Raw genomic sequence first — 20,203 nt, 5'->3', positions numbered from 1 at the left:
CCTTAACGACTAAACCAGAAATAGGCCACCACGGCCAGACCAATACAGAGCCAACCGAGCACATCAACATAGTGCATCAGTTTGCGTTCCATCTTCTCGCCACCCCAACGCATCAGGCCCGCCACCAGGAAAAAGCGCATGCCACGACCGATGAGGGAGGTGATGATGAAGGGCAGCAGAGCCATTTGTAACAACCCTGCCGTCACGGTAAACACCTTGTAGGGGATAGGGGTAAAGCTGGCAATGAAAATAACCCAAATCCCCCACTGTTCAAACCAGCTACGGGCGATGTCAATCTGGTCCAGATAGCCCACAGACTCCACCAGTGGCAGCACGACCGGATCCCACAGGGCATAGCCAAGGGCATAGCCAAACAGGGCACCCAGCACAGAGAAGACGGTAGCCAGCGTGGCGTAGTGCCACGCCTTGTGGGGCTTGGCGAGCGCCATCGGTGCCAGCATCACATCCACCGGGATCGGCCAGAATACCGACTCGATGAAAGCGGTGATGGAGAGATACCAGGGGGCATGCTTGTGGCGAGCCCACTGCATCACCAGTACGTACAAACGGGAAAACAACTTCACTCAACATCTCCGTCAATCAGGGGAACAAAACGTACCGGCTCCAGAATACGGCTGGTCAGCTGGGATCCGGATCGTTCGATCAGTTGCAGGGTTTGCTGGCTATCGCCCACGGGCAACACCAGTCGGCCCCCTTCGGCCAGCTGATCGGTCAGTGCCGTCGGGATCTCGCTCGCAGCGGCCGTCACCAGAATGGCGTCATAAGGTCCCTTGTTGGGCCACCCCAGCCAGCCGTTGCCGTGCTTGGCCGAGACATTGTGCAGATCGAGCTGGCGCAGTCGGCGTCTGGCCTGGAACTGCAGCGACTTGATCCGCTCCACGGTATACACATGCTCCACCAGATGGGCGAGGATCGCCGTCTGGTAGCCCGAGCCAGTGCCAATCTCCAGCACATGGGCCGGATTGTTTTGCATCAGCAACTCGGTCATTCGCGCCACCGTATAGGGCTGCGAAATGGTCTGGCCGTGGCCAATGGGCAGGGCGGTGTTGTCCCACGCCTTGTGCGCCATGGCCTCGTCCACGAACAGCTGGCGCGGCACTTTCGCGATGGTCGCCAGCACGCGAAAATCGCGAATATCCTGCGCAATGAGCTGATTTAACAGGCGCTGTACTATCACACCACCCTCATCCCTGCAGATCTAACCAGGCCCCCAGACCGGCGAGACTGTCATAGGCAGTCATATCGATGGTCAGGGGGGTAATCGAGACATAGCCCTGCTCGATGGCAGCAAAATCGGTACCGTCACCGGCATCCTGCTGGCTACCGGGGGGGCCGATCCAGTAGATGGGCTGGCCACGGGGATCCTCGGTGCAGATCACCGACTCCGCCCGGTGGCGGTTGCCAAGGCGGGTGGTCTTGATCCCCTTGATCTGCTCGAGGGGCAAGTCCGGCACGTTGACGTTGAGGATCTGATCGGCAGGCAGGGGGTGTTTCATCAGCCCCTTCACCAGCAGGGCCGCATAGTGGGCCGCCGTGGCGAAGTGGGTCTTGCCCACCAGCGAGATGGCGATGGAGGGGTAGCCAAGATGGCGCCCCTCGGTGGCCGCGGCGACCGTGCCCGAGTAGATGACATCATCCCCCAGGTTGGCGCCGTGGTTGATGCCGGCCACCACCATGTCGGGTTCAGGGCGCACCAGCTCGTTGACCGCCAGATGCACGCAGTCGGTCGGCGTCCCCTTCACCGCAAAGCTCTCGCACCCATTAAAGCCGTTTTCTGCAATGCGGGTAACCCGCAGCGGTACTTCCAGCGTCAGGGAGTGACTCGCGCCGCTGCGGTTGCGATCCGGCGCCACCACAATGACCTCGCAGCAGGCGCGCAGCGCCTCGCTGAGGGCACGAATGCCCTCGGCATGCACACCATCATCATTACTGACCAGAATTCGCATCGGTCTGATTCCTGAAACCGTGATCGGCCTCTTCGGCCTGCATTAACTCGCGCACCACGCTGGTGGCAAACGCGCCCGCCGGCAGGAAGAAGGAGAGGGTCAGCGCCTCGCCGTCCAGCTGCCAGCTCATCTGCTCCGGCTTGAGCAGCAGGGGGCGCCTGTCCTGATCCAGCCCGGCTTTCTCCAGCCCGTCACACCAATCGCTGTAAGGAGCCAGCACGCTCTGTTCGAACTCGGCAGCGGCACCCTGACTGGCCAAACGGCCACGGCCCCACTGGGGCGCAGTCAGCTGCACATCGCCGGAGGCAAGACGCGCTTCCAGCTCGGGGGTCACGCTCTCTTCGCTGAAGATGGAGTGGCTGCCCTTGAGCATCACGCAATCACCGGCCAGCAGCTGATGAGCCAGCCCCTGCTCGATGCGGGCGCTGACGATGGCGTTGAACAGCATGCTGCGGGCGGCAGAGAGGTAGAGAGAGCGCTTGTTGCGATCCTTGATCCGCTTGCCGGCAAACATCGCCTTGGCCGCTTCCAGATTGTTGCCATCGCGGCCAAAACGCTGCTCACCATAGTAGTTGGGTACGCCCTGAGTGGCGATGGCCTGCAGGCGCGCTTCCAGCCCGTCGGCCTGTTCCAGACCGGTGAGACGCAGGGTGAAGTGGTTGCCCTTGAGGTAGCCAACCCGCAATTTGCGGTTGTGACGCCTGGCTTGCAGGATCTGGATGCTGTCGCTCTCGATAACCGACAAGTCCGGTTCGGCCTTGCCCGGCAGATGAATGCCAAACCACTGCTCGGTCACCGCGTGGCGATCCTTCAGGCCCGCCCAGGTCACCGCATTGCGGTTGACCCCGGCCGCATCGGCTAGCAGACCCGCTACCCAGGCGGTGTTCTCGCCGGTTTTGCGCACCCGGACGAAGATATGCTCCCCTTCCCCGCAAGGCTCGAAGCCGAGATCTTCATTGACCACGAAATCGGCGGCCTCGGCCTTGAGGATACCGCGGGCGGTGGGCGCCCCGTGCAGATAGGCAAGTTGTTCCAGCATTATTGTTTCACCAGTAGGACGACGGCTTCGGTGGCGATCCCTTCCTTGCGCCCCGTAAACCCAAGCTGTTCGGTGGTGGTCGCCTTGACGTTCACCCGGTTCAAATCACATTGCAGATCGGCGGCCAGCACGGCGCACATGGCGTCGATATGGGGTGCCATTTTGGGGGCCTGGGCGATGATGGTCACATCCAGATTGCCGATGGCATACCCCGCCTTCTGTACCCGGGCAAAGACATCACGCAGCAGAATGCGACTGTCGATCCCCTTGAACTCGGCAGCGGTATCGGGGAAGTGGCGACCGATGTCACCGGCACCGATAGCCCCCAGCAGGGCATCGCTTACCGCGTGCAGCACCACATCGCCGTCAGAGTGGGCAACCAGCCCCTGCTCGTAGGGAACCGGCACGCCACCCAGCATGCAGGGGCCAACACCACCAAATTTATGGACATCAAAACCATGACCAATGCGCATCATCAGCGGCAACCTCCCAACATGCTGAAACCAACCCCATCAATTTTGTGTACGTCCACACCATGTCCAATCCGGATCATGCTAACTCCTTGTTCGGGCCTGTTTGTTCGAGACACTCTGCTCTGAACGGTCTGTTCTGACTGAGGGGCTTATGCCTGCTGGCTTAAAAACAGCCCCGCCAGCGACAAGTCTTCCGGCCGGGTCACTTTGATATTGTCGGCGCGCCCCTCCACCATCCGCACCGTGAATCCGGCCCGCTCCATGGCGGAGGCCTCGTCGGTGATGGTGGCGCCCAGCATCAGTCCCTCCTCCAGCGCCCGTTGCAGGGCTCGGGTCGGGAACATCTGCGGCGTCAGAGCATGCCAGAGCTGCTCGCGCTCGACGGTGGCGATGATATTGCCCTCCCCATCGGAGCGCTTCATGGTATCGCGCACCCGACTGCCGAGAATGGCGCCGCCACAGCCCATGGCCGCGACAATCAGCGCATCGAGATCGCCGTGAGTCAGGCAGGGGCGGGCCGCATCGTGCACCAGCACCCACTCCCCTTGCGCCACATGGAGACCATTGAGGACGGAAAAGGCGCGCTCGGCGCCTCCCTCTACCCGCACAATGCGCGGGTCGGCCGCCACGGGCAGGGCCTCGAACCAGCGGTCATGGGGCGCCAGCACCACGATCACCTGAGCGATGGCCGGGTGGGAGAGCAGCCGCTCCAGGGTATGTTCGAGAATGGTTTTACCCGCCAGTTGCAGGTACTGCTTGGGGCAATCGGCCCCCATCCGGCTGCCGATACCGGCGGCAGGGACGATCGCCGTCAGGCCGGATACCCGGCTGGCATCAGTCATCGTAGGGCTCATCGTCCGGCGCTGTCTCTTTGTCTTTCTCTTTGGGGATGATCCGGTAGAAGGTCTCCCCCTGCTTGATGTAACCCAGATCGTTGCGCGACAGCTCCTCGATGGCCTCGAGGCCAGAGGTGAGATCATCTATCTCGCGGTAAATGAGGTCGTTACGATCCTTGAGAGTCTGGTTGTCCCGCTGTTGCTGCGAGATGGCCTCCGACAGGTTCTGATAATCGGATAGCCCGTTCTTCCCCAGCCAGAGGTCATATTGCAGTCCCCCCAGCAGGAGGATCAGGATCAGGGTGAATAGCCGCATGCACTAGGTCTCCTTCAGGCGGCCTAGTGTCCCATATTCGGTGCCAAGACAAAAGAAAGCGAGCACCCGGGAGCCACCGGCCGAACATAAAAAAGTGCCCAAGAGTGAATCAGATAGCACAAAGCCCCGCCAAACCGGTGCAAGGATAGCCAACCAGGGCGCTCCTTGTCCGGGGGCGGGGCTCTCAATCAGAAAGCGGTAAGGGGGATCAGTTCACCACGACTGGTTCTCCCGCGCTCTCGGCCGGGGTGTTGTACTCCTCCTCGGCATCACGGAAACGCTCCAGCATAGCTTTTGAGGGCGCTTCGCCCAGCAGACTGCCCACCACTATGGCCACCAGCGCGAACAGGAAGCCCGGGATGATCTCATACAGCCCCAGCCAGCCGAACTGCTTCCAGACGATGACGGTGATGGCACCGACCAGCATGCCCGCCAACGCGCCGTTGCGGGTCATCCGCGGCCACAGCACCGAGAGCAGCACAACGGGGCCGAAGGCGGCACCGAAACCGGCCCAGGCGTAGCTCACCAGCCCCAGCACCCGGTTTTCCGGATTCATGGCAACGGCGATGGCAATCACCGCGATCAGCAGCACCATCAGGCGACCCACCCACACCAGCTCACGCTGGGAGGCGTTCTTGCGCAGGAAGGGTTTGTAGAGATCCTCTGTGATGGCGCTGGAGCAGACCAGTAATTGACAACTTAGCGTGCTCATCACCGCCGCCAAGATGGCGGAGAGCAGCACCCCGGCGATCCAGGGGTTGAACAGGATCTTGGAAAGCTCGATAAAGACCCGCTCCGGGTTGCCGGTCACTCCAGCCGCCACTTCTGGAAAGCGGGCGAAGTAGGCCAGCCCGAAGAAGCCGATGGCCACCGCGCCTGCGAGGCAGAACACCATCCAGGTCATGCTGATACGGCGGGCATTGGCCATGGAGTGGTGGGAATCCGCCGCCATGAAACGGGCCAGAATGTGGGGCTGACCGAAGTAACCAAGGCCCCAGGCCATCAGCGAGACAATGGCGATCACATCCAGATTCTTGAACATGTCGAGGTTGGTGGCGCTCTTGGCGGCCACCTCGATCATGGCGCTATCCACCCCGCCAACGGCGATGATGACGAAAACCGGGGTCAGGATCAGGGCGAAGATCATCAGGGTCGCCTGCACCGTGTCGGTCCAGCTCACCGCGAGGAAGCCGCCGAAGAAGGTGTAGGTGATGGTGGCGGCGGCACCGACCCAGAGGGCGGTGTTGTAATCCATGCCGAAGGTGCTCTCGAACAGGCGGGCACCGGCCACCACGCCGGAGGCGCAATAGATGGTGAAGAAGAGCAGGATCACCAGCGCAGAGAGAATGCGCAGCACCTTGCTGTGATCTTCAAAGCGGTAGGTGAAGTAGTCCGGCAGGGTCAGGGCGTTGCGGTTCTTCTCGGTATGTACCCGCAGGCGGCCCGCTACCCAGCGCCAGTTGAGGTAGGCGCCGATGACAAGACCGATGGCGATCCAGCTCTCGGAGATACCGCTGACGAAGACGGCGCCGGGCAGGCCCATCAGCAACCAGCCGCTCATGTCGGAGGCACCGGCAGAGAGAGCGGTAACCCAGCTCCCCATCCGGCGACCGCCCAGAATGTAGTCATCAAAGTTGCGGGTGGCGCGATAGGCGACGAAGCCGATCAACACCATTCCGAGGATATACACCAGGAAGGTGATTAACATGGGTGTGCTAGCTGTCATGCAAAACTCCGTTTTGTGTCATTTTCTGCCCGCTCTGGTGACGGGCTCATCCCTAAAAAACCGGCCTAGCTTAATCAGCCGTTCGCGCCAGCTCAACCACTTTTAACAAACACAAAACACAATAAAAACCTTTGCGCATCAAATCATCTGCCGCATCAAGAGGATGACGCCAGATTTCCTGCCGTGGCCGTGGCTGCCATATCGCCGCAACGGCGGCTATTGAGCGTTATGTTTTCACATTTTGTTACTATCCATTTTTTTACAAGCCAGCGCCCCGCTCCTACACTCCCCGCCCTGTCTCATCACACCAGTCAGAGGTCGGCACCATGTCATCTCATCTGTCACACCTGCGAACCCTCGCCCGCCGCCTTCATCCGGTGGAGGAGTCGGGTCATCTCATCCGACGGGCCAAGTATGTGGGGCGTCTCTGGCTCAATCCCGGCGCCCGTGCCCTCTATCGCCAGCAGCAGGAGCAACCGCTGCTGGCGCAGGCGATCAGCCACTTCCCCGATATTCTGGAAAAGCCGATCCACCCCTATCGCCACAAGGGGCTCAGCAAGCGCCTGCGAGCCGGGCTTATCAGCGGCCACTACCAGCAATTGGCACGTCAGCTGCCCAAGGCGCAACAACTGGCAATCTACAGCGGGCGCGGCCTGCTGCTGGCCCAGTGGCAGAGCGACAAGCTGACGGCACCGCTGACCCTGCAACTGGATTACCAAACCCACATGGGCAAAGAGGGGGAGATGAGCCTGACCCTCAAGCTGGGTGACGCTGCGCTCTATTACATGGCCCTCAATCTGCGCCCCGCGCCCAGCCCGCCCCTCGAGATCTGTTCGCTGCAGGGCGGCAAGGGGCAGAGCGAGGAGATCAAGCAGGTCACCAAGGCGTGCGGCGGGCTGCGCCCCATGTCCCTGCTGGTCTATATGGCCGCCGAGCTGGCCCGGGGGCTGGCGTGCAAGAGCCTGCTCGGGATCCGCACCCAAAGCCACGTCTATCAGAGCAGCAAGCGCACCGCCGATCGGGTCAAGTTCGACCTCGACGGCTTGTGGCAGGAGCATCAGGGCCGCGTGCAGGATGAACTCTGGATGAGCCTGCCGCTGGAGGTGCCCCGCAAGACGCTGGAGGAGATCCCCTCCCGCAAGCGGGCCAGCTACAAGGCGCGCTATCAGCTGCTCGATCAGCTCGGCAGCGAGCTGCAGACAAATCTGCTGCGAAGCTGAGTCAACGCAGCAGAAACAAAAAGGGCGAACAGCATGCTGTTCGCCCTTTGTCGTGACGGGGATTTGCCCTTAGCGGTTGATCGCCATCGGCATGCCGTTGCGCTGCTCCAGCGACTGCTTCACCAACTGGGAGTCGCTGTCGGCGTGGGCAATGAAGCGGGTCACCGCCGGAGTCATCGGCAGCGGTGCCGGCAGCTTGGAGTTGAACTCCTCTTCGCTGCGCGACAGCGGCTGATGCACTTCCAGATAGCGGACACCGTTGGGCTCGAGAGAGGCCTTGATCGGCTGGTTGACGAACTGGACGCGAGTACCGACCGGTACCTGCTTGAACAGGTAGGCGATGTCGTCGTTGCGCAGACGCACACAGCCGTGGCTCACCCGCAGGCCGATGCCGAAGTTGGCGTTGGTACCGTGGATGGCGTACATCTTGCCGATGTAGAGGGCAAACAGACCCATGGGGTTGTCCGGGCCAGCCGGCCATACCGCAGGCAGGCTCTCGCCACGGGCAGCGTATTCGGCATGCATCTTGGCGGTCGGGGTCCAGGTCGGGCCCGCTTTCTTGCGCTGCACGCTGGTCACCCAGTTTTCCGGGGTGTCGGTGCCGAGCTGGCCGATGCCGATGGGCAGCACTTCCACCACTTTTTTACCCTTGGGGTAGTAGTAGAGGCGCATCTCGGCCACGTTCAGCACAATCCCTTCACGGGGTGCATCCGGCAGGATCAATTGCTGGGGGATCACCAGCTTCTCGCCGGTCTGTACCAGCAGGGGATCCGCATCGGGGTTGGCTTCGGTCATGTTGGTGAGCCCCAGCTGGAATTTGGCCGCAATGGCCTCCAGCGGCTGGCCGTTCTCTTCGGCCGGAACCACATATTCCAGATTTTCCCCTACCAGACGGCTGTTGGCCGCAGGCAGAGCATATTCAACAGCGAAAACCGGCGCAGCGGTCAGCAGCAGGCTGTAGCAGAGTGTTGCCACACTATTGCGAAGGAGCTTCATAACTTTCCCATGATGATGACTTGAAGTGACGTCTCTGGGCTGGCAGCTGATCAAGAGGGGATCAGGGGCGCGAAGAGAAGGCCGCCATTTTTCTCCTCTGCACGGCAAATTTCAACTGACAAGTGGCGACGGGTCGATGATTAATATGCGGTTTTTTCCGCGTCCTCGACCCGCCCCACTTCCCTGTTTATCCCCGTTGCCAGGCACGCATATCGTAACCTGTGGGAGATTGATGCAACCGCAGATGAAATTGCTCAATGATGGCGAAGATATGGTCGAAAATATCGGCCTGGATCCCTTCGTAATCGGCCCATGCGGTAGTCGCGGTGAAGCAGTAAATTTCCAGCGGCAGACCGTCTGACGTGGGTGCCAGCTGGCGCACCATCAGGGTCATGTCCTTGCGAATGCCGGGGTGGGCGCGCAGGTAGGCATCCAGATAGGCGCGCAGGGTGCCGAGGTTGGTGAGGTGACGACCATTGATGGGACAACTCAATGCATCGCTCAGCTGCTGGTTGTAGGCACTCAGCTCCTGCTCCTTGCGGCTGAGATAGGGTGCCAGCAGCTGCGCCTGCTTGAGCTGCAACTGCTCCTCGGCCGTCAGAAAGCGCACGCTGGTCATGTCGATATTGACGCTGCGCTTGATGCGGCGGCCGCCCGACTCGGTCATCCCCTGCCAGTTCTTGAAAGAGTCGGAGATCAGGGCATAGGTGGGAATGGTGGTGATGGTCTTGTCCCAGTTCGATACCTTGACCGTGGTAAGCCCGATGTCGGTCACCTCGCCATCGGCGCCGTACTTGTCCATCTGCAGCCAGTCACCGACGCTCAGCATCCGGTTGGCGGAGAGCTGGATCCCCGCCACCAGCCCGAGGATAGGGTCCTTGAACACCAGCATCAGCACTGCGGTCATGGCACCCAGACCGCTGAACAGGAACAGCGGCGACTTGCCGAGCAGCAGGGCGATCATCAGGATGCCCACCAGAATGCTGCCTACCAGCTTGGCCCCCTGGAAGATGCCGCGCAGGGGCAAGTCCCGACCAAGGCGGGTGTAACGGCTCACCGACAACAGGCAGTCGAGCAGGGCGAAGAAGGCCAGCAGCAGGAACAGCAAAATCCAGAGCTGGGCCACCATCTCGATAAGCTTGAGGCTATCCGATTGACGGGGCAGCCAGATCTCCGCCTGACCGAGCAGCACGGCCCCCTGCAAAACGAAGGCGAGCCGGTTGAAGAGGCGCTGTTGCAGCTGGGGCGGCAGCCATACCTGCTTGGCCTTGCCGAGGATCCCCACCAGCCGGACCAGCAGTACCCGGTGCAGCGCCATGTGCAGCAGCAACGAGGTGATGACGATAAAGCCCAGCGCGATCACCAGCGCCATCAGGCTGGTCACTTCCACCCCAAGGCCCGACAACCAGTTAAAAAACGCCTCTTTCATTGCTCTCTCCCGAACCGGGCAGCCCGCTGGCTGCAAAAACAGTGGTGGTCAGGGTACCGCTCCCCTCCCCCATGTCAAATCGGCGTACGCCAGAAATGACAACGCCCGGCACAGGCCGGGCGTTGTTTCAAAGCGAGGCTGACTTAGCAGACCAGGCTCAGGGCATCGCGGGCGATGACCAGCTCTTCGTTGGTCGGGATCACCATGGCGCAACGGCTGTCGGCGGTGGTGATGCGACCTTCGCCACCCAGTACCGCGGCGTTGTTGGCCTCTTTGTCCACCTTGAAGCCGAACAGTGCCAGACGGTTCAGCACCATCTCGCGCACCATGGCGGCGTTCTCACCGATACCGCCGGTGAAGACCACGGCGTCCAGACGACCGTCCATCGCAGCGGCATAGGCACCGACATACTTGGCCACACGGTAGGTGAAGACATCTAGCGCGCGCTTGGCACCGGCGTCGGTGGCGTAGTTGGTGGTGACGTAGCGGCAATCGCTGCTCACTTCGGTCATCCCCAGCAGACCGGACTCACGGGTCAGGGTGTGGTTGATCTGCTCAACGCTGTAACCGAGCTGGTCGTGCATGAAGAAGACCACGGCCGGATCGATATCACCGGAGCGGGTACCCATCGCCAGACCTTCCAGCGGAGTCAGACCCATGGAGGTGTCAACGGATTCGCCGTTCTTGATGGCGCAGACAGAGGCACCGTTACCCAGGTGGCAGTTGATGATGTTCAGTTCATTCAACGGCTTGCCCAGCTCTTTCGCGGCTTCTTCCGCGATGTAGCGGTGAGAAGTACCGTGAGCACCGTAACGACGGATGCCGTGTTCGCGGTAGAGCTTGTGCGGCAGCGCATAGAGGTAGGCCTCTTGCGGCAGAGTCTGGTGGAAGGCGGTGTCGAAGACGGCCACGTTCTTCTCGGACAACTGCGGGAACACTTTCAGCGCGGCGCGAATACCGATGAGGTGGGCCGGGTTGTGCAGCGGGGCGAACGGAATGGCGGCTTCGATACCGGCGATCACGCCATCATCAATGCGCACGGAGCGGGAGAACTGCTCGCCACCGTGTACGATTCGGTGACCGATGGCCACCAGTTGCTCGGCAAGAGTCGGATCCTGCGGCAGGATGTGACCCACGATATGGTCGAGGGCCTCCTGGTGAGCGGCACCCGCTCCCAGCATGGCTTCCCCCTTGACCCCGTGGAGTTTCCATTTGATACGTGCATCATCCAGATTGAAGCATTCGGCCAGGCCGGACAGCATGTCCTCACCTGTTTCGGCGTCCATTACGGCAAATTTCAGGGAAGAGCTACCGCAGTTAAGGATCAATACCAACTTGCTCATTTTCTACATCTTCCTGTGCTTCGGCTTTATGCCGACAGTGTCGTGTCATCCAAAAGAGGATGGGATTCCCCTGCCGGGGGCTTATGGTCGCAGGAGGGTGCGTCCAATTTTTAAATTCTTGCTCTTGAAAGAGTGATCGCAACTTGTGGTGCGTATCACTGGTTTCAATGCTTGCGAGCCTCAACGCATCAGCAGCACAGGGCTCGCCTCAATGGGAGTGCTCAGGCGATAGCCAGCAGATCCTTGCGTACCTTGACCACCAGCTTCTTCACCTTGGCGGGCTGGTTGAAGGTACAGAGCGGGCGGTGCAGTTCGCCCGGCCAGAAGATGGCGAAATCGCCCGGTTGCAGCGCCAGATAGCTGGCCTGCTCGTCATCGACAAACCAGAGGTCGGGATGGGGATGGTCGGCGCCGTCGCTCACGTAGTCGTGGGGGCCCACACCTATCCACTCTTCACCGCGCAGCAGCAACTGGATATCGAGATACTGCTGATGGAATTCGCCACGGCGATCCGCGGCTGGCTCGGTCAGATCCTCGCTCACCAGACAGAACAGGTTGAGGCCATCGATCTCGGTCTTGCCGAGCGGAGCGTCACCCCAGTGCGCCACGCTCTTCACCACCTCGGCCATGATATGGGCCAGCGGGGCGGGCAGCGGCGTCCGCTGCAGGGTGTTCAGGCTACCGGTGATCATGGCGTCTGTTTCCTGTTAGGTATATCTGGGCGGCATCTTTGCCCGCCAATGAAAAAGGACCTGTGACAGGTCCTTCAATAATGCCGTCTGCAATCCGTGCAAACCGGTTTAGAGCTTTTGCTCATGTTCAGCTATATGGGCACTGTTACACACTCGTCAGCACCTTGCCAAGAGACATAATCCCATTTTCATAGTGATCGTACCAGCTGAAACCATATTATTCACCACCCTTTCCCCCTCGACTTTGACCAGACGCAAAAACGGGCGCATCAGCGCCCGTTTTTTTCGCAAAACCGTTTAACAACCGGTTTCATTCAAGCCTTTTTGGCGTTTTCCACCGGTTTGGCGTACATGGCCCGCCAGATCGCCTTGTGCTCTTCCGGCACCTCTGACTGACGGGTCAGGAAGGCCGCCTGTTCGATGGTATTGGCCTTGCCGGAGACATCGGCCGCCAGATAGTTGCTGGGGAAGAGGTGGTAGCTGCTCCAGATCGCCTTGTCGATCAGCGCGGCCAGTTCGTCCGGATCGCTGAAGCCCTCGGTGATCGGCGCGCCGAAGGAGACGTGTACCCGCCCCTTCATGCCGACGATACCGGCGACGATACTCTCGATATCCTCGAACTCGCCCTTCTCGTAGCTGCCGTTGACCGACTTCTCGTAGAGCTCGCGCGCCTTCGCCTTGTCGGTCGGATCCAGCTCGTAGCTGATGCTGACCGGTACGATATTGAGGCTGCGCATGTAGTCGACGAAGTCGATCTTCTGCTTCTTGCCGTCGACGTAGAACATCTTGAGGATGGCGGGATCTGTCTTGTCATCGCCATTCTTGGCGCGCCCTTCCTTCTGGGCGATCCAGATGGAGTGACCTTCGTGAACCGAGTTGCCAATATAGGCAGACAGCTCGCCGAGCGCCTTCATCATCTCCCGCGGCCCCTTGGCGGAGCGTTTGACGATAAAGCTCTTGTTGAGCTTCATCAGCTCGGTGGCGCAGGGTTTGCGCAGCAGGTTGTCACCGATGGCGATGCGCACGGTATCGAAACCGTGGGTGTGCAACCCCCAGTTGACGAAGGCCGGATCCATGGCGATGTCTCTGTGGTTGGAGACAAACAGATAGCCCTGCTCTTTCTTCAGATGCTCGATCCCGGAGAAGGTCACCCCCTTGGTGGAGGTGGCGATCATGCGGGACATGTACCGGGTGACCCCCATCTGGACCTGATGCACAGTGGTCACTTTTGACCATTTGCGGCGCAGGAACAGGCGGATCATCGGGCGGATGGCCCAACCCAGCCAGCTCATCAGGGAACCGAAACGATACTTGGCGATGGCGCCGATAAATTCATCATCCTGGATCAGCCGTTCGATGGCTGCCGGCACTTCTTCATCGCGGTAAGGGCGAATATCCGCGAATCTATCTACTTCAGTCACAATGTCAGCCTTGCATGCTAGGAAACCGCAGCCAACCCGCGTTGGCCGGGGAAAATTCAGGGCGCAATTTTACACGCTTTTATGGCAAGGGGTATGAGACAAGCATGAATAGTGAGATCTGACCAGTTTATTAATCGGATGCCAGTGCCAGCGCGACCGCCGCTTCGGCATGGATGGCAGTGGTGTCGTAGAGCGGCATCGCCGCCCGGGCATCGCCCACCAGCAGGGCAATCTCGGTACAGCCAAGGATCACCGCCTCGGCGCCAGCGGCTGCCAGCCCCTCGATAATCGCCAGATACTCGGCCCGCGACGACTCGCGGATCTCCCCCAGACAGAGCTCGTCATAGATGATCCTGTGTACCCGCTCCCGCTCGGCGTCATCGGGTACCAGCACCGCCAACCCGAAGCGCTCCTGCAGCCGCCCCTTGTAGAAATCCTGCTCCATGGTGAAGCGGGTCCCGAGCAGGCCGACTCGGGAGATCCCGTCTGCCCGCAATTTGGCCGCGGTGGCATCGGCAATATGGAGCAGCGGGATATCGATGGCTGCCTCAATCTCGGGGGCGACCTTGTGCATGGTGTTGGTGCCGATCAGCAAGAAATCGGCGCCGCCATCCTGCAACTTGCGCGCCTCCGCCGCCAGCAGACGGGCGGTGGCGGGCCAGTCACCGGCATGCTGCAACCGCTCGATACCGGCAAAGTCGACGCTATTGAGCAGCACCCGCGCCGAGTGCAAGCCACCGAGCTGCGCCCGCACCCCGCGATTGAGTGCCTGATAGTAACTGACAGTGGACTCCCAGCTCATGCCACCCAACAGACCGATACATTTCATAGGAACTCCTTTCATCCCAAGGGAGGGCAGAACCACGCTACCTTGCAGGCAAGGTCACGCGGGCGAGATAAAAAAGGCCCCGCAGGGCCAACAAGACAGCCGGTAAAGGCACGGGTCAACCCCGGGCTAAATCCAGATCATCCCGACACAGGCGGCCGTCGCCAGCCCCATGCCAAGATTGAAACGCCGCCAGCCCCGGGCGGTGCGAATGATTTGCCGCACCTGGGCACCAAAAAGCACCCAGAACGCCCCGGTGTAGAGGCCGGTAATAAAGAAGATCACCAGCACCCAGAGCGCGGAGGGCCAGTAAGCCTCCCCCGCCAGAGTGAAACCGCTGATGGCAGAGAGCGCCATCATCCATGCCTTGGGATTAAGCAGTTGCAGCATGGCCCCCTGATGAGCGGGAATGAGTGGACGGTTGCCCTCGGCCGGGCCGCTGGCCGTCGCCACCTTCCACGCCAGCCAGAGCAGATACGCCGAGCCGATAATCTTGAGGCCATCGTGCAGCAGCGGCACCTTCTCGAACACCACGCCAAGCCCCAGCGCGGTAGCGAGGATCATCAGATTGATCCCCCCTACCACCCCCACCAGCAGGGGAATCGTGCGGCGAAAACCCTGCGCCGCCCCGGCGCTGGTGAGCAACATATTGTTGGGCCCCGGCGTGCCGCAGGTAACCAGGGCAAACCCCGCCAGGGGCAGTAACCAGTTCAGATCCATCTCAACCTCTTGTCGATGCAACGCCCCCGTTATGGGGAAAGCCTTCTAATATGCAGAGCCAACCCCGTGGCGACAAGTCAGAAATGCCTCATTCCAGGCCACCTCCCCCTCCAGCGCAACACGGCTCAATACCAGAGCATCACCACACAGAGCGCCGTCAGCAGGCCGAGAGAACCGTTGAGTCGCCGCCAGCCCCGATCCGAGCTGATCCAGTTGCTCAGCTGATGGCCGAACAGTACCCAGACAAAGCAGACCGGCAGGGCCACCAGCGCAAACATGACCATCACCGCCAGCTGACTCGACCAGTAACTGGCGCCGGACAGGCTGAACAGACTGATGGCGGAGATCCCCATCATCCACGCCTTGGGATTGAGGAACTGAAAGCCCAGCCCCTCCAGCATGGTCAGCGGACGGGCCCGACGGGCCGGATCCCCCGGCGCCCCGGCCACCGCGATACGCCACGCCAACCACAGCAGATAGAGGCTGCCGAAGATCTGCAAACCGAGGCGTAATAAGGGCCAGCGCTCGAACAGCGGATAGAGCCCCAGCGCCAGCACCAGTTGCAACACCGGCTGCCCCAGCCCCACCCCGAGCAGATGTGGCAGAGTACGACGCACCCCGAAGTTGGCACCGGAAGCCGTCAACATCAGGTTGTTGGGCCCCGGCGTACCGCAGGTGAGTACGGCAAAGCCAAACAGGGTGACATACCACTCCATCGTCATATTGTGACTCCTTACTTGCCACATTGTATCGATACAATGTGAGCTATTTGATTGTTATCAGGTTGAAATTCACGCTATATTGACAGTAAATTTGGATCAATGGATTTATTGTCACCATGACAATCTGGACGCCCGACCTTGCGGCCTTCGATGGCCCCCTCTACCTCAAGCTGGTCAAAGCGATCGAACAGGGGATCGTGAATGGCGAGCTGCCACCGCAGACCCGATTGCCTACCCACAGATCCCTGGCGGATCGTCTGGGTGTCACCGTAGGCACCGTCACCCGCGCCTACAGCGAGGCGGAGCGGCGCGGCCTGCTGGCCGCCCGGGTGGGCCACGGCACCTGGGTCAAGGGAGCGAACACGGATCCCGCCAATGAGTGGGTGATCCGCCAGGAGGAGGGGCACCGCATCGAGCTGTGGCAGAACCTGCCGGTACAGCTGGATCGGGCGGCCATCATTCGCCCCATGTTGGGAGAAGTGGCGGACGGGGATCTCAACGCCCTGCTCGGCTACGACAAGGAAGCGGGACGACCGGATCAGCGCCAGCAGTTCGTCAACTGGCTGGCGGAGCAAGGGGTGGCCTGCAGTGAGGATCGCCTGCTGTTCAGCCACGGCGCCCAGCACGGCATCATGCTGGCGCTGCTGGCGACCAGCTGCGTGGGGGAAACCATCCTGTGCGAGGGGCTGAGCTACCCCGGCATGCTGGGCAACGCCCGCCAACTGAAAAATCAGGTGGTGGGACTGGCGATGGACGAGGAGGGGCTGCTGCCCGAGGCGCTGGACGCCGCCTGCCGTACCCGCCGGGCCAAGCTGCTCTACCTCACCCCGACCCTGCAAAATCCCACCACCGCAACCATGAGTCTGGCGCGGCGGGAGGCCATCGTCGCCATCGCCCGTCGCCACGATCTGCGGATCATCGAGGATGACGTCAACGGCCTGTTGCCCCAGCAACCTGTGATCCCTCTGGTCAATCTGGCGCCGGAGCGGGTCATCTATCTGGGCAGTCTGGCCAAGATCGCCTGCGGCGGCCTGCGGGTGGGCTTCGTACTGACGCCCCCTGCCCTGCGCAGCGCCTTCGCCCAGACCATGCGGCTGTCGAGCTGGATGGTGAGCCCGCTGCTGATCGAGCTGGCCTGCAAAATGGTCAGTCAGCGCCAGATCATGCCGCTGGTCGAGCAGCAGCGGGAGATCCTCAAACGCCGTGGCGAACTGCTGCGCCACCTGCTGCCTGCCGCCCGCTGGCAGCCGGGCAGCATGCACGCCTGGCTACCGCTGCCTGAGCCCTGGCGCAGCCAGCAGTTTGCTGCAGCCGCCGATGCCCTTGACGTTGGCGTGGCGAGCGGGGAACACTTCGCCGCCGGTCAGTTTGCCGCTCCGCAGGGGGTGCGCCTGAGCCTGAGCCAACCCGCTACCGACGCCCGGGTCGGCGAGGGGCTGGCCCGTCTGGCGCAACTGCTGCAGGGGACGCCCCCCAGCAATCCCCTGCTATAGTCAGGGCCAGCCGACCTGACCTTCACGCTTCATCGTCATTGCCAAGGAGATACCGTGCCCCCCATCAGAGCCGCCCTGCTGCTTGCCACCCTGTTGCTGGGTGGCTGCGCCTCGTCAACGACCCACCAGCAGCTGGGGGCGGCACTCAATGGATTGGAAGGGGAGTTGCAACGACTGGAAGAGGAGCTGGCGGCGATGAACGGCCTGCACTATCAAAAGGCGATCGATGCGCCGCTCAGTTTGCGCCGCGCACTCAGGGCGCCGCAGCCCACCCCAGAGGGGCTGGTGCCGGTGGCCAGCACGCTGGAGGATGGGCCACTCCTGCGCTATCAATACCGACTGCCAGCGGGGATGGCGAGCCTGCCCCAGGACAACCTCTGCCAACGCTACGAGTTCGAGCTGCGTCATCTGGGCCGCCTCGGCAAGCTGGAATTGAGCTGGCTGGGGGAACAGGGCAAGGGGTCGCGGCTGATCCGCCAGAGCGACTGCCCCTTCGGGGCACAGGCCCGCCCTCGGCAATAACAGGTTGCCGCCCTGAGAGATGGCATAACCGATTGAAATAACAGCCCATAGTGCGCCCTCCACCACCCTGCTGGCTACTGTCAGCTTTTCACTCAGCGAGTGCTGTGCCTATGTTCCTCTTGGGTCTACCATAATCAACCTAATGGTTTGCTCACAGGAAGTACCTGCATGACGATACTGCTGCTCGAAGAGGATCCCCTGATCCGTAGCGCCATCACCCGGGAACTGACCGAACAGGGGGTGCCCGCCGACCGGATCCACTACCACAGTCATCCAAACCACGAGCGCAGTGGCCTGCTAGCCCTGCTGCAACAGCACGCCTTCGACGCCATCATCTGTCAGCAGGACAAGCAGCAGGATCTTGACGGAGCCCGGCTGCTGCACGAAGCGCACTATCTCGGCCTGCTGCAACCAGGTTGTGTATTGCTGCTGCTCGATGCCGATCAGAGCGAGCAGGAGTTTCTCCCCTCGGATCTCTACTTCTCCCTCTATCTGCCCCTCCCCTTCATGACCCAGCAGCTCACCGCGGTGCTCGGCCAGCTGGTGAAGTTAAGCAACCTGACCCGTACGCTGGCCGCCCCCATTCTGCTGCGGGAGTGGCAACTGGCTACCGCCCTCTGTGAAGACTTGCTGTTTCAACGGGAGAATCGCTCGCTGACCCCCTGGCTGGATCGACTCAAGGGCTACCTGCTGCTGCAATCGACCGAGCGGCTCACCGCCGCCCAGCACTATGCCCTCTGTGCCAACGAGTATCAGGCGAGCTGGCCAAGGGCCGGGCTCTTCTACGCCATGCTGGGGCTCGGCAAATTGCAGAGCGCCCGGACTGACTTGCAGCGCCATCAGGCCAGCGTCTCGATGGCCACCCGGCTGGAGCTGCAACTCGCCAGCCAGCTGCATCAGCATTACTGGCTGGCGGCCTGGGAGACCATGGGAGAGCTGCTGCAGATCCGCCCCCATCAGCCGCGCTGGCATCAGCTGGCGATGTTGCTCGGGCTGGTGCTGCAAGATGAGGAGAAGGTGCTGGAGCAGGCCAACAGCCTGACCCTGCGCCACTTCAGCGAGCAGCGCGTCCGGCTCGCCATCGACAGCTTCATGCTCAATGCCAGTCTGGCGGTGCTGTGGCGCGCCCCCTCAAGCAACCGGATCCGCTCCCTGCAACAGGAGTGGGAGCACCTCAAACGCACCGTCCACCTGCAACCCCACGAATATGAGCTGCTGGAGGCATTGATGAAGGGATTGGAGTACCGCTTTGACGAGGCGCTGATCCTGATTGCCCACCACCAGCCGGATGAGGGGAGCGACAACCACCTCACCCTGCTGCTCGGCTTTGCGGTCAGCCAGTTCTGCGGCCTGCCCCACCACGCCCAGCGTTACCTGACCCAGCTGACCCAATACCGCGTCAGGGTGGCACCCCACCCGCTCACCCGCCAGCTGTTCCACCATCTGGTGGCCGAGCTGGGCAAGCGCCTGACGGCAAGAGAACAACGGCTGAACGAACTGCGCCAGCTGCGCCACAAGGCGATGCAGGCCAGCCAGTATCAGACTGCCCTGCAAGCGGGCTTGCAACTGCTTGAGGAGTTCCCCGCCCTGCCGGGCGATGCTTGGCAACTGCTGGAGCTGCTGCAACACTGCTGGCCTGCGGGTATGGCGGCCCCCAGGGTGGCGCTGCTGGTTGATACCCTGGAGCGGCGCCTCAAGCACAGCCCCGCGTTTCTCGATCAACATGCCCAGCAGTACCAGCGCACCCTGCAGGAGATCCGCACTCATCTGCAGCCGCACCTCTCCGGCAGCGGCCCCTCCTGCCTTGTCGCAGGGCAGCCCGAGCCATGATGATGCCAGCGGCGTGCAAACCGGCATTGTCGGCAAAGCCAACATAGAGAGAGGGGAGCCTTGGCTCCCCTCTCTCTATTTGTTCTCTGTCAGCTGATGGCGATGAGCGTTGGGCTCAAACCAGCGCGTCACTCTCCAGCGCCGCCTTGAGAAAATCTTTCCAGCTGATAATGCCGACCAGGGCGCCATTCTCCAGCACCGGCAGGCAGGAGACCCCCTTCTCCAGCATCAGCTTGACGCCGTCGCGCACGGTGAGATGGGGAGCGATGGTGACGAGCTGACGACTCATGATCTGGTGGGCCCGCTTGTTGAGGGTTTCGGTATCGCGGCTCATCTCGGCTTCGGAGTCGAGATAGGGGCTGATTGCACGGAACAGATCCCGATCCGAGATGACCCCCACCAGCTCCTCCTCTTCCAGCACCAGCAGGTGGCGAAAGTGTGCCTGCTCGAAGATATCCTTGATGACTCGGAGTCGATCATCCATTGAAACGGTGGCGACCCGGGTCGTCATAATATCCCTGATATGCATGCTAACCTCCCGTAACCAAACTGGTTTCTCTGTTATGGCATGTTTTTGCAGCGCCAGCCAGTGACCAGCCCTTCGCTACAGTGCAAATCAGCGTCATTTCACG

Annotated in this window: 21 protein-coding genes; 4 read left to right on the top strand and 17 right to left on the bottom strand. The window is 61.4% G+C overall.

The features are described from left to right. Positions 1-2: 2 nt before the first annotated feature. The 8 genes from AB5Y84_RS14225 to putP all read right to left on the bottom strand — a co-directional run bounded on the left by AB5Y84_RS14225 (position 3) and on the right by putP (position 6,357). Complete coding sequence (locus AB5Y84_RS14225) at positions 3-584, bottom strand: YqaA family protein (protein ID WP_257725237.1); 582 nt, start codon at positions 582-584, stop codon at positions 3-5. Beyond that, a complete protein-coding gene (locus AB5Y84_RS14220) occupies positions 581-1,198 on the bottom strand; it encodes a protein-L-isoaspartate(D-aspartate) O-methyltransferase (protein WP_257725236.1) in 618 nt (205 codons plus the stop codon). The genes AB5Y84_RS14225 and AB5Y84_RS14220 overlap by 4 nt, the downstream gene beginning before the upstream one ends. A gap of 7 nt (positions 1,199-1,205) precedes the next feature. Next, positions 1,206-1,967: a 5'/3'-nucleotidase SurE gene (gene surE / locus AB5Y84_RS14215; protein ID WP_257725235.1), complete on the bottom strand. Its 762-nt coding sequence runs from the start codon at positions 1,965-1,967 to the stop codon at positions 1,206-1,208. Further along, positions 1,948-3,006 carry a tRNA pseudouridine(13) synthase TruD gene (gene truD / locus AB5Y84_RS14210; RefSeq protein ID WP_368177210.1) on the bottom strand — a complete coding sequence of 353 codons (1,059 nt, stop codon included), beginning with the start codon at positions 3,004-3,006 and terminating at the stop codon, positions 1,948-1,950. Before truD ends, surE begins: the two co-directional genes overlap by 20 nt. Continuing rightward, complete coding sequence (gene ispF / locus AB5Y84_RS14205; protein ID WP_005335518.1) at positions 3,006-3,482, bottom strand: 2-C-methyl-D-erythritol 2,4-cyclodiphosphate synthase; 477 nt, start codon at positions 3,480-3,482, stop codon at positions 3,006-3,008. The genes truD and ispF overlap by 1 nt, the downstream gene beginning before the upstream one ends. A gap of 146 nt (positions 3,483-3,628) precedes the next feature. Next, complete coding sequence (gene ispD, locus AB5Y84_RS14200) at positions 3,629-4,321, bottom strand: 2-C-methyl-D-erythritol 4-phosphate cytidylyltransferase (protein WP_368177209.1); 693 nt, start codon at positions 4,319-4,321, stop codon at positions 3,629-3,631. Then, complete coding sequence (gene ftsB / locus AB5Y84_RS14195) at positions 4,314-4,631, bottom strand: cell division protein FtsB (RefSeq protein ID WP_005335520.1); 318 nt, start codon at positions 4,629-4,631, stop codon at positions 4,314-4,316. The genes ispD and ftsB overlap by 8 nt, the downstream gene beginning before the upstream one ends. Before the next feature lie 208 nt (positions 4,632-4,839). After that, positions 4,840-6,357 (bottom strand): sodium/proline symporter PutP, encoded by a 1,518-nt coding sequence (putP, locus tag AB5Y84_RS14190; protein WP_368177208.1) that lies wholly within the window; start codon positions 6,355-6,357, stop codon positions 4,840-4,842. Between the two features lie 326 nt (positions 6,358-6,683). On the opposite strand from putP, the gene AB5Y84_RS14185 reads away from it, so the two are divergent. Then, positions 6,684-7,577: a VirK/YbjX family protein gene (locus AB5Y84_RS14185; RefSeq protein ID WP_368177207.1), complete on the top strand. Its 894-nt coding sequence runs from the start codon at positions 6,684-6,686 to the stop codon at positions 7,575-7,577. A 69-nt stretch (positions 7,578-7,646) separates the two neighbouring features. Here the strand turns inward: AB5Y84_RS14185 and AB5Y84_RS14180 are convergent, their stop codons facing one another. The 8 genes from AB5Y84_RS14180 to AB5Y84_RS14145 all read right to left on the bottom strand — a co-directional run bounded on the left by AB5Y84_RS14180 (position 7,647) and on the right by AB5Y84_RS14145 (position 15,726). Further along, positions 7,647-8,573, bottom strand: a complete 927-nt coding sequence (locus tag AB5Y84_RS14180; protein WP_257725232.1) for a L,D-transpeptidase family protein — start codon at positions 8,571-8,573, stop codon at positions 7,647-7,649. Between the two features lie 187 nt (positions 8,574-8,760). Further along, on the bottom strand, positions 8,761-10,002 hold the full coding sequence (locus AB5Y84_RS14175; protein ID WP_005335524.1) for a mechanosensitive ion channel family protein: 1,242 nt from the start codon (positions 10,000-10,002) through the stop codon (positions 8,761-8,763). Between the two features lie 143 nt (positions 10,003-10,145). Beyond that, the gene (locus AB5Y84_RS14170; RefSeq protein ID WP_120415468.1) at positions 10,146-11,345 is read right to left on the bottom strand and encodes an acetate kinase; all 1,200 of its coding nucleotides are present in this window, start codon (positions 11,343-11,345) and stop codon (positions 10,146-10,148) included. A gap of 221 nt (positions 11,346-11,566) precedes the next feature. Further along, positions 11,567-12,037, bottom strand: a complete 471-nt coding sequence (locus AB5Y84_RS14165; RefSeq protein ID WP_368177206.1) for a YhcH/YjgK/YiaL family protein — start codon at positions 12,035-12,037, stop codon at positions 11,567-11,569. A 314-nt stretch (positions 12,038-12,351) separates the two neighbouring features. Further along, positions 12,352-13,458 carry a 1-acyl-sn-glycerol-3-phosphate acyltransferase gene (locus AB5Y84_RS14160; RefSeq protein ID WP_005362790.1) on the bottom strand — a complete coding sequence of 369 codons (1,107 nt, stop codon included), beginning with the start codon at positions 13,456-13,458 and terminating at the stop codon, positions 12,352-12,354. Between the two features lie 130 nt (positions 13,459-13,588). Continuing rightward, positions 13,589-14,287 (bottom strand): aspartate/glutamate racemase family protein, encoded by a 699-nt coding sequence (locus AB5Y84_RS14155; RefSeq protein WP_368177205.1) that lies wholly within the window; start codon positions 14,285-14,287, stop codon positions 13,589-13,591. Between the two features lie 126 nt (positions 14,288-14,413). Beyond that, positions 14,414-15,004: a LysE family translocator gene (locus AB5Y84_RS14150; protein ID WP_040068358.1), complete on the bottom strand. Its 591-nt coding sequence runs from the start codon at positions 15,002-15,004 to the stop codon at positions 14,414-14,416. Positions 15,005-15,129: 125 nt separating this feature from the next. Next, on the bottom strand, positions 15,130-15,726 hold the full coding sequence (locus tag AB5Y84_RS14145; protein ID WP_368177204.1) for a LysE family translocator: 597 nt from the start codon (positions 15,724-15,726) through the stop codon (positions 15,130-15,132). A 116-nt stretch (positions 15,727-15,842) separates the two neighbouring features. On the opposite strand from AB5Y84_RS14145, the gene AB5Y84_RS14140 reads away from it, so the two are divergent. From AB5Y84_RS14140 to AB5Y84_RS14130, 3 genes are all read left to right on the top strand, one after another. Continuing rightward, positions 15,843-17,219, top strand: coding sequence for a PLP-dependent aminotransferase family protein (locus AB5Y84_RS14140; RefSeq protein ID WP_368177203.1), 1,377 nt, complete (start codon positions 15,843-15,845; stop codon positions 17,217-17,219). Positions 17,220-17,273: 54 nt separating this feature from the next. After that, entirely contained in the window at positions 17,274-17,741 is a 468-nt protein-coding gene (locus AB5Y84_RS14135) for a hypothetical protein (RefSeq protein WP_368177202.1), read from the top strand. Positions 17,742-17,909: 168 nt separating this feature from the next. Then, on the top strand, positions 17,910-19,571 hold the full coding sequence (locus tag AB5Y84_RS14130; protein ID WP_368177201.1) for a hypothetical protein: 1,662 nt from the start codon (positions 17,910-17,912) through the stop codon (positions 19,569-19,571). Positions 19,572-19,686: 115 nt separating this feature from the next. Here AB5Y84_RS14130 and AB5Y84_RS14125 read toward each other — a convergent pair whose 3' ends face one another. Further along, entirely contained in the window at positions 19,687-20,100 is a 414-nt protein-coding gene (locus AB5Y84_RS14125) for a CBS domain-containing protein (RefSeq protein WP_368177200.1), read from the bottom strand. Between the last annotated feature and the right edge of the window lie 103 nt (positions 20,101-20,203).

Origin of the sequence: Aeromonas sp. s11 (assembly GCF_040907945.1) — a bacterium.
GTDB lineage: Bacteria > Pseudomonadota > Gammaproteobacteria > Enterobacterales > Aeromonadaceae > Aeromonas > Aeromonas veronii.
The sequence above is the reverse complement of the archived record's forward strand: the minus strand, read 5'-3'. Positions and strand labels throughout refer to the sequence as shown.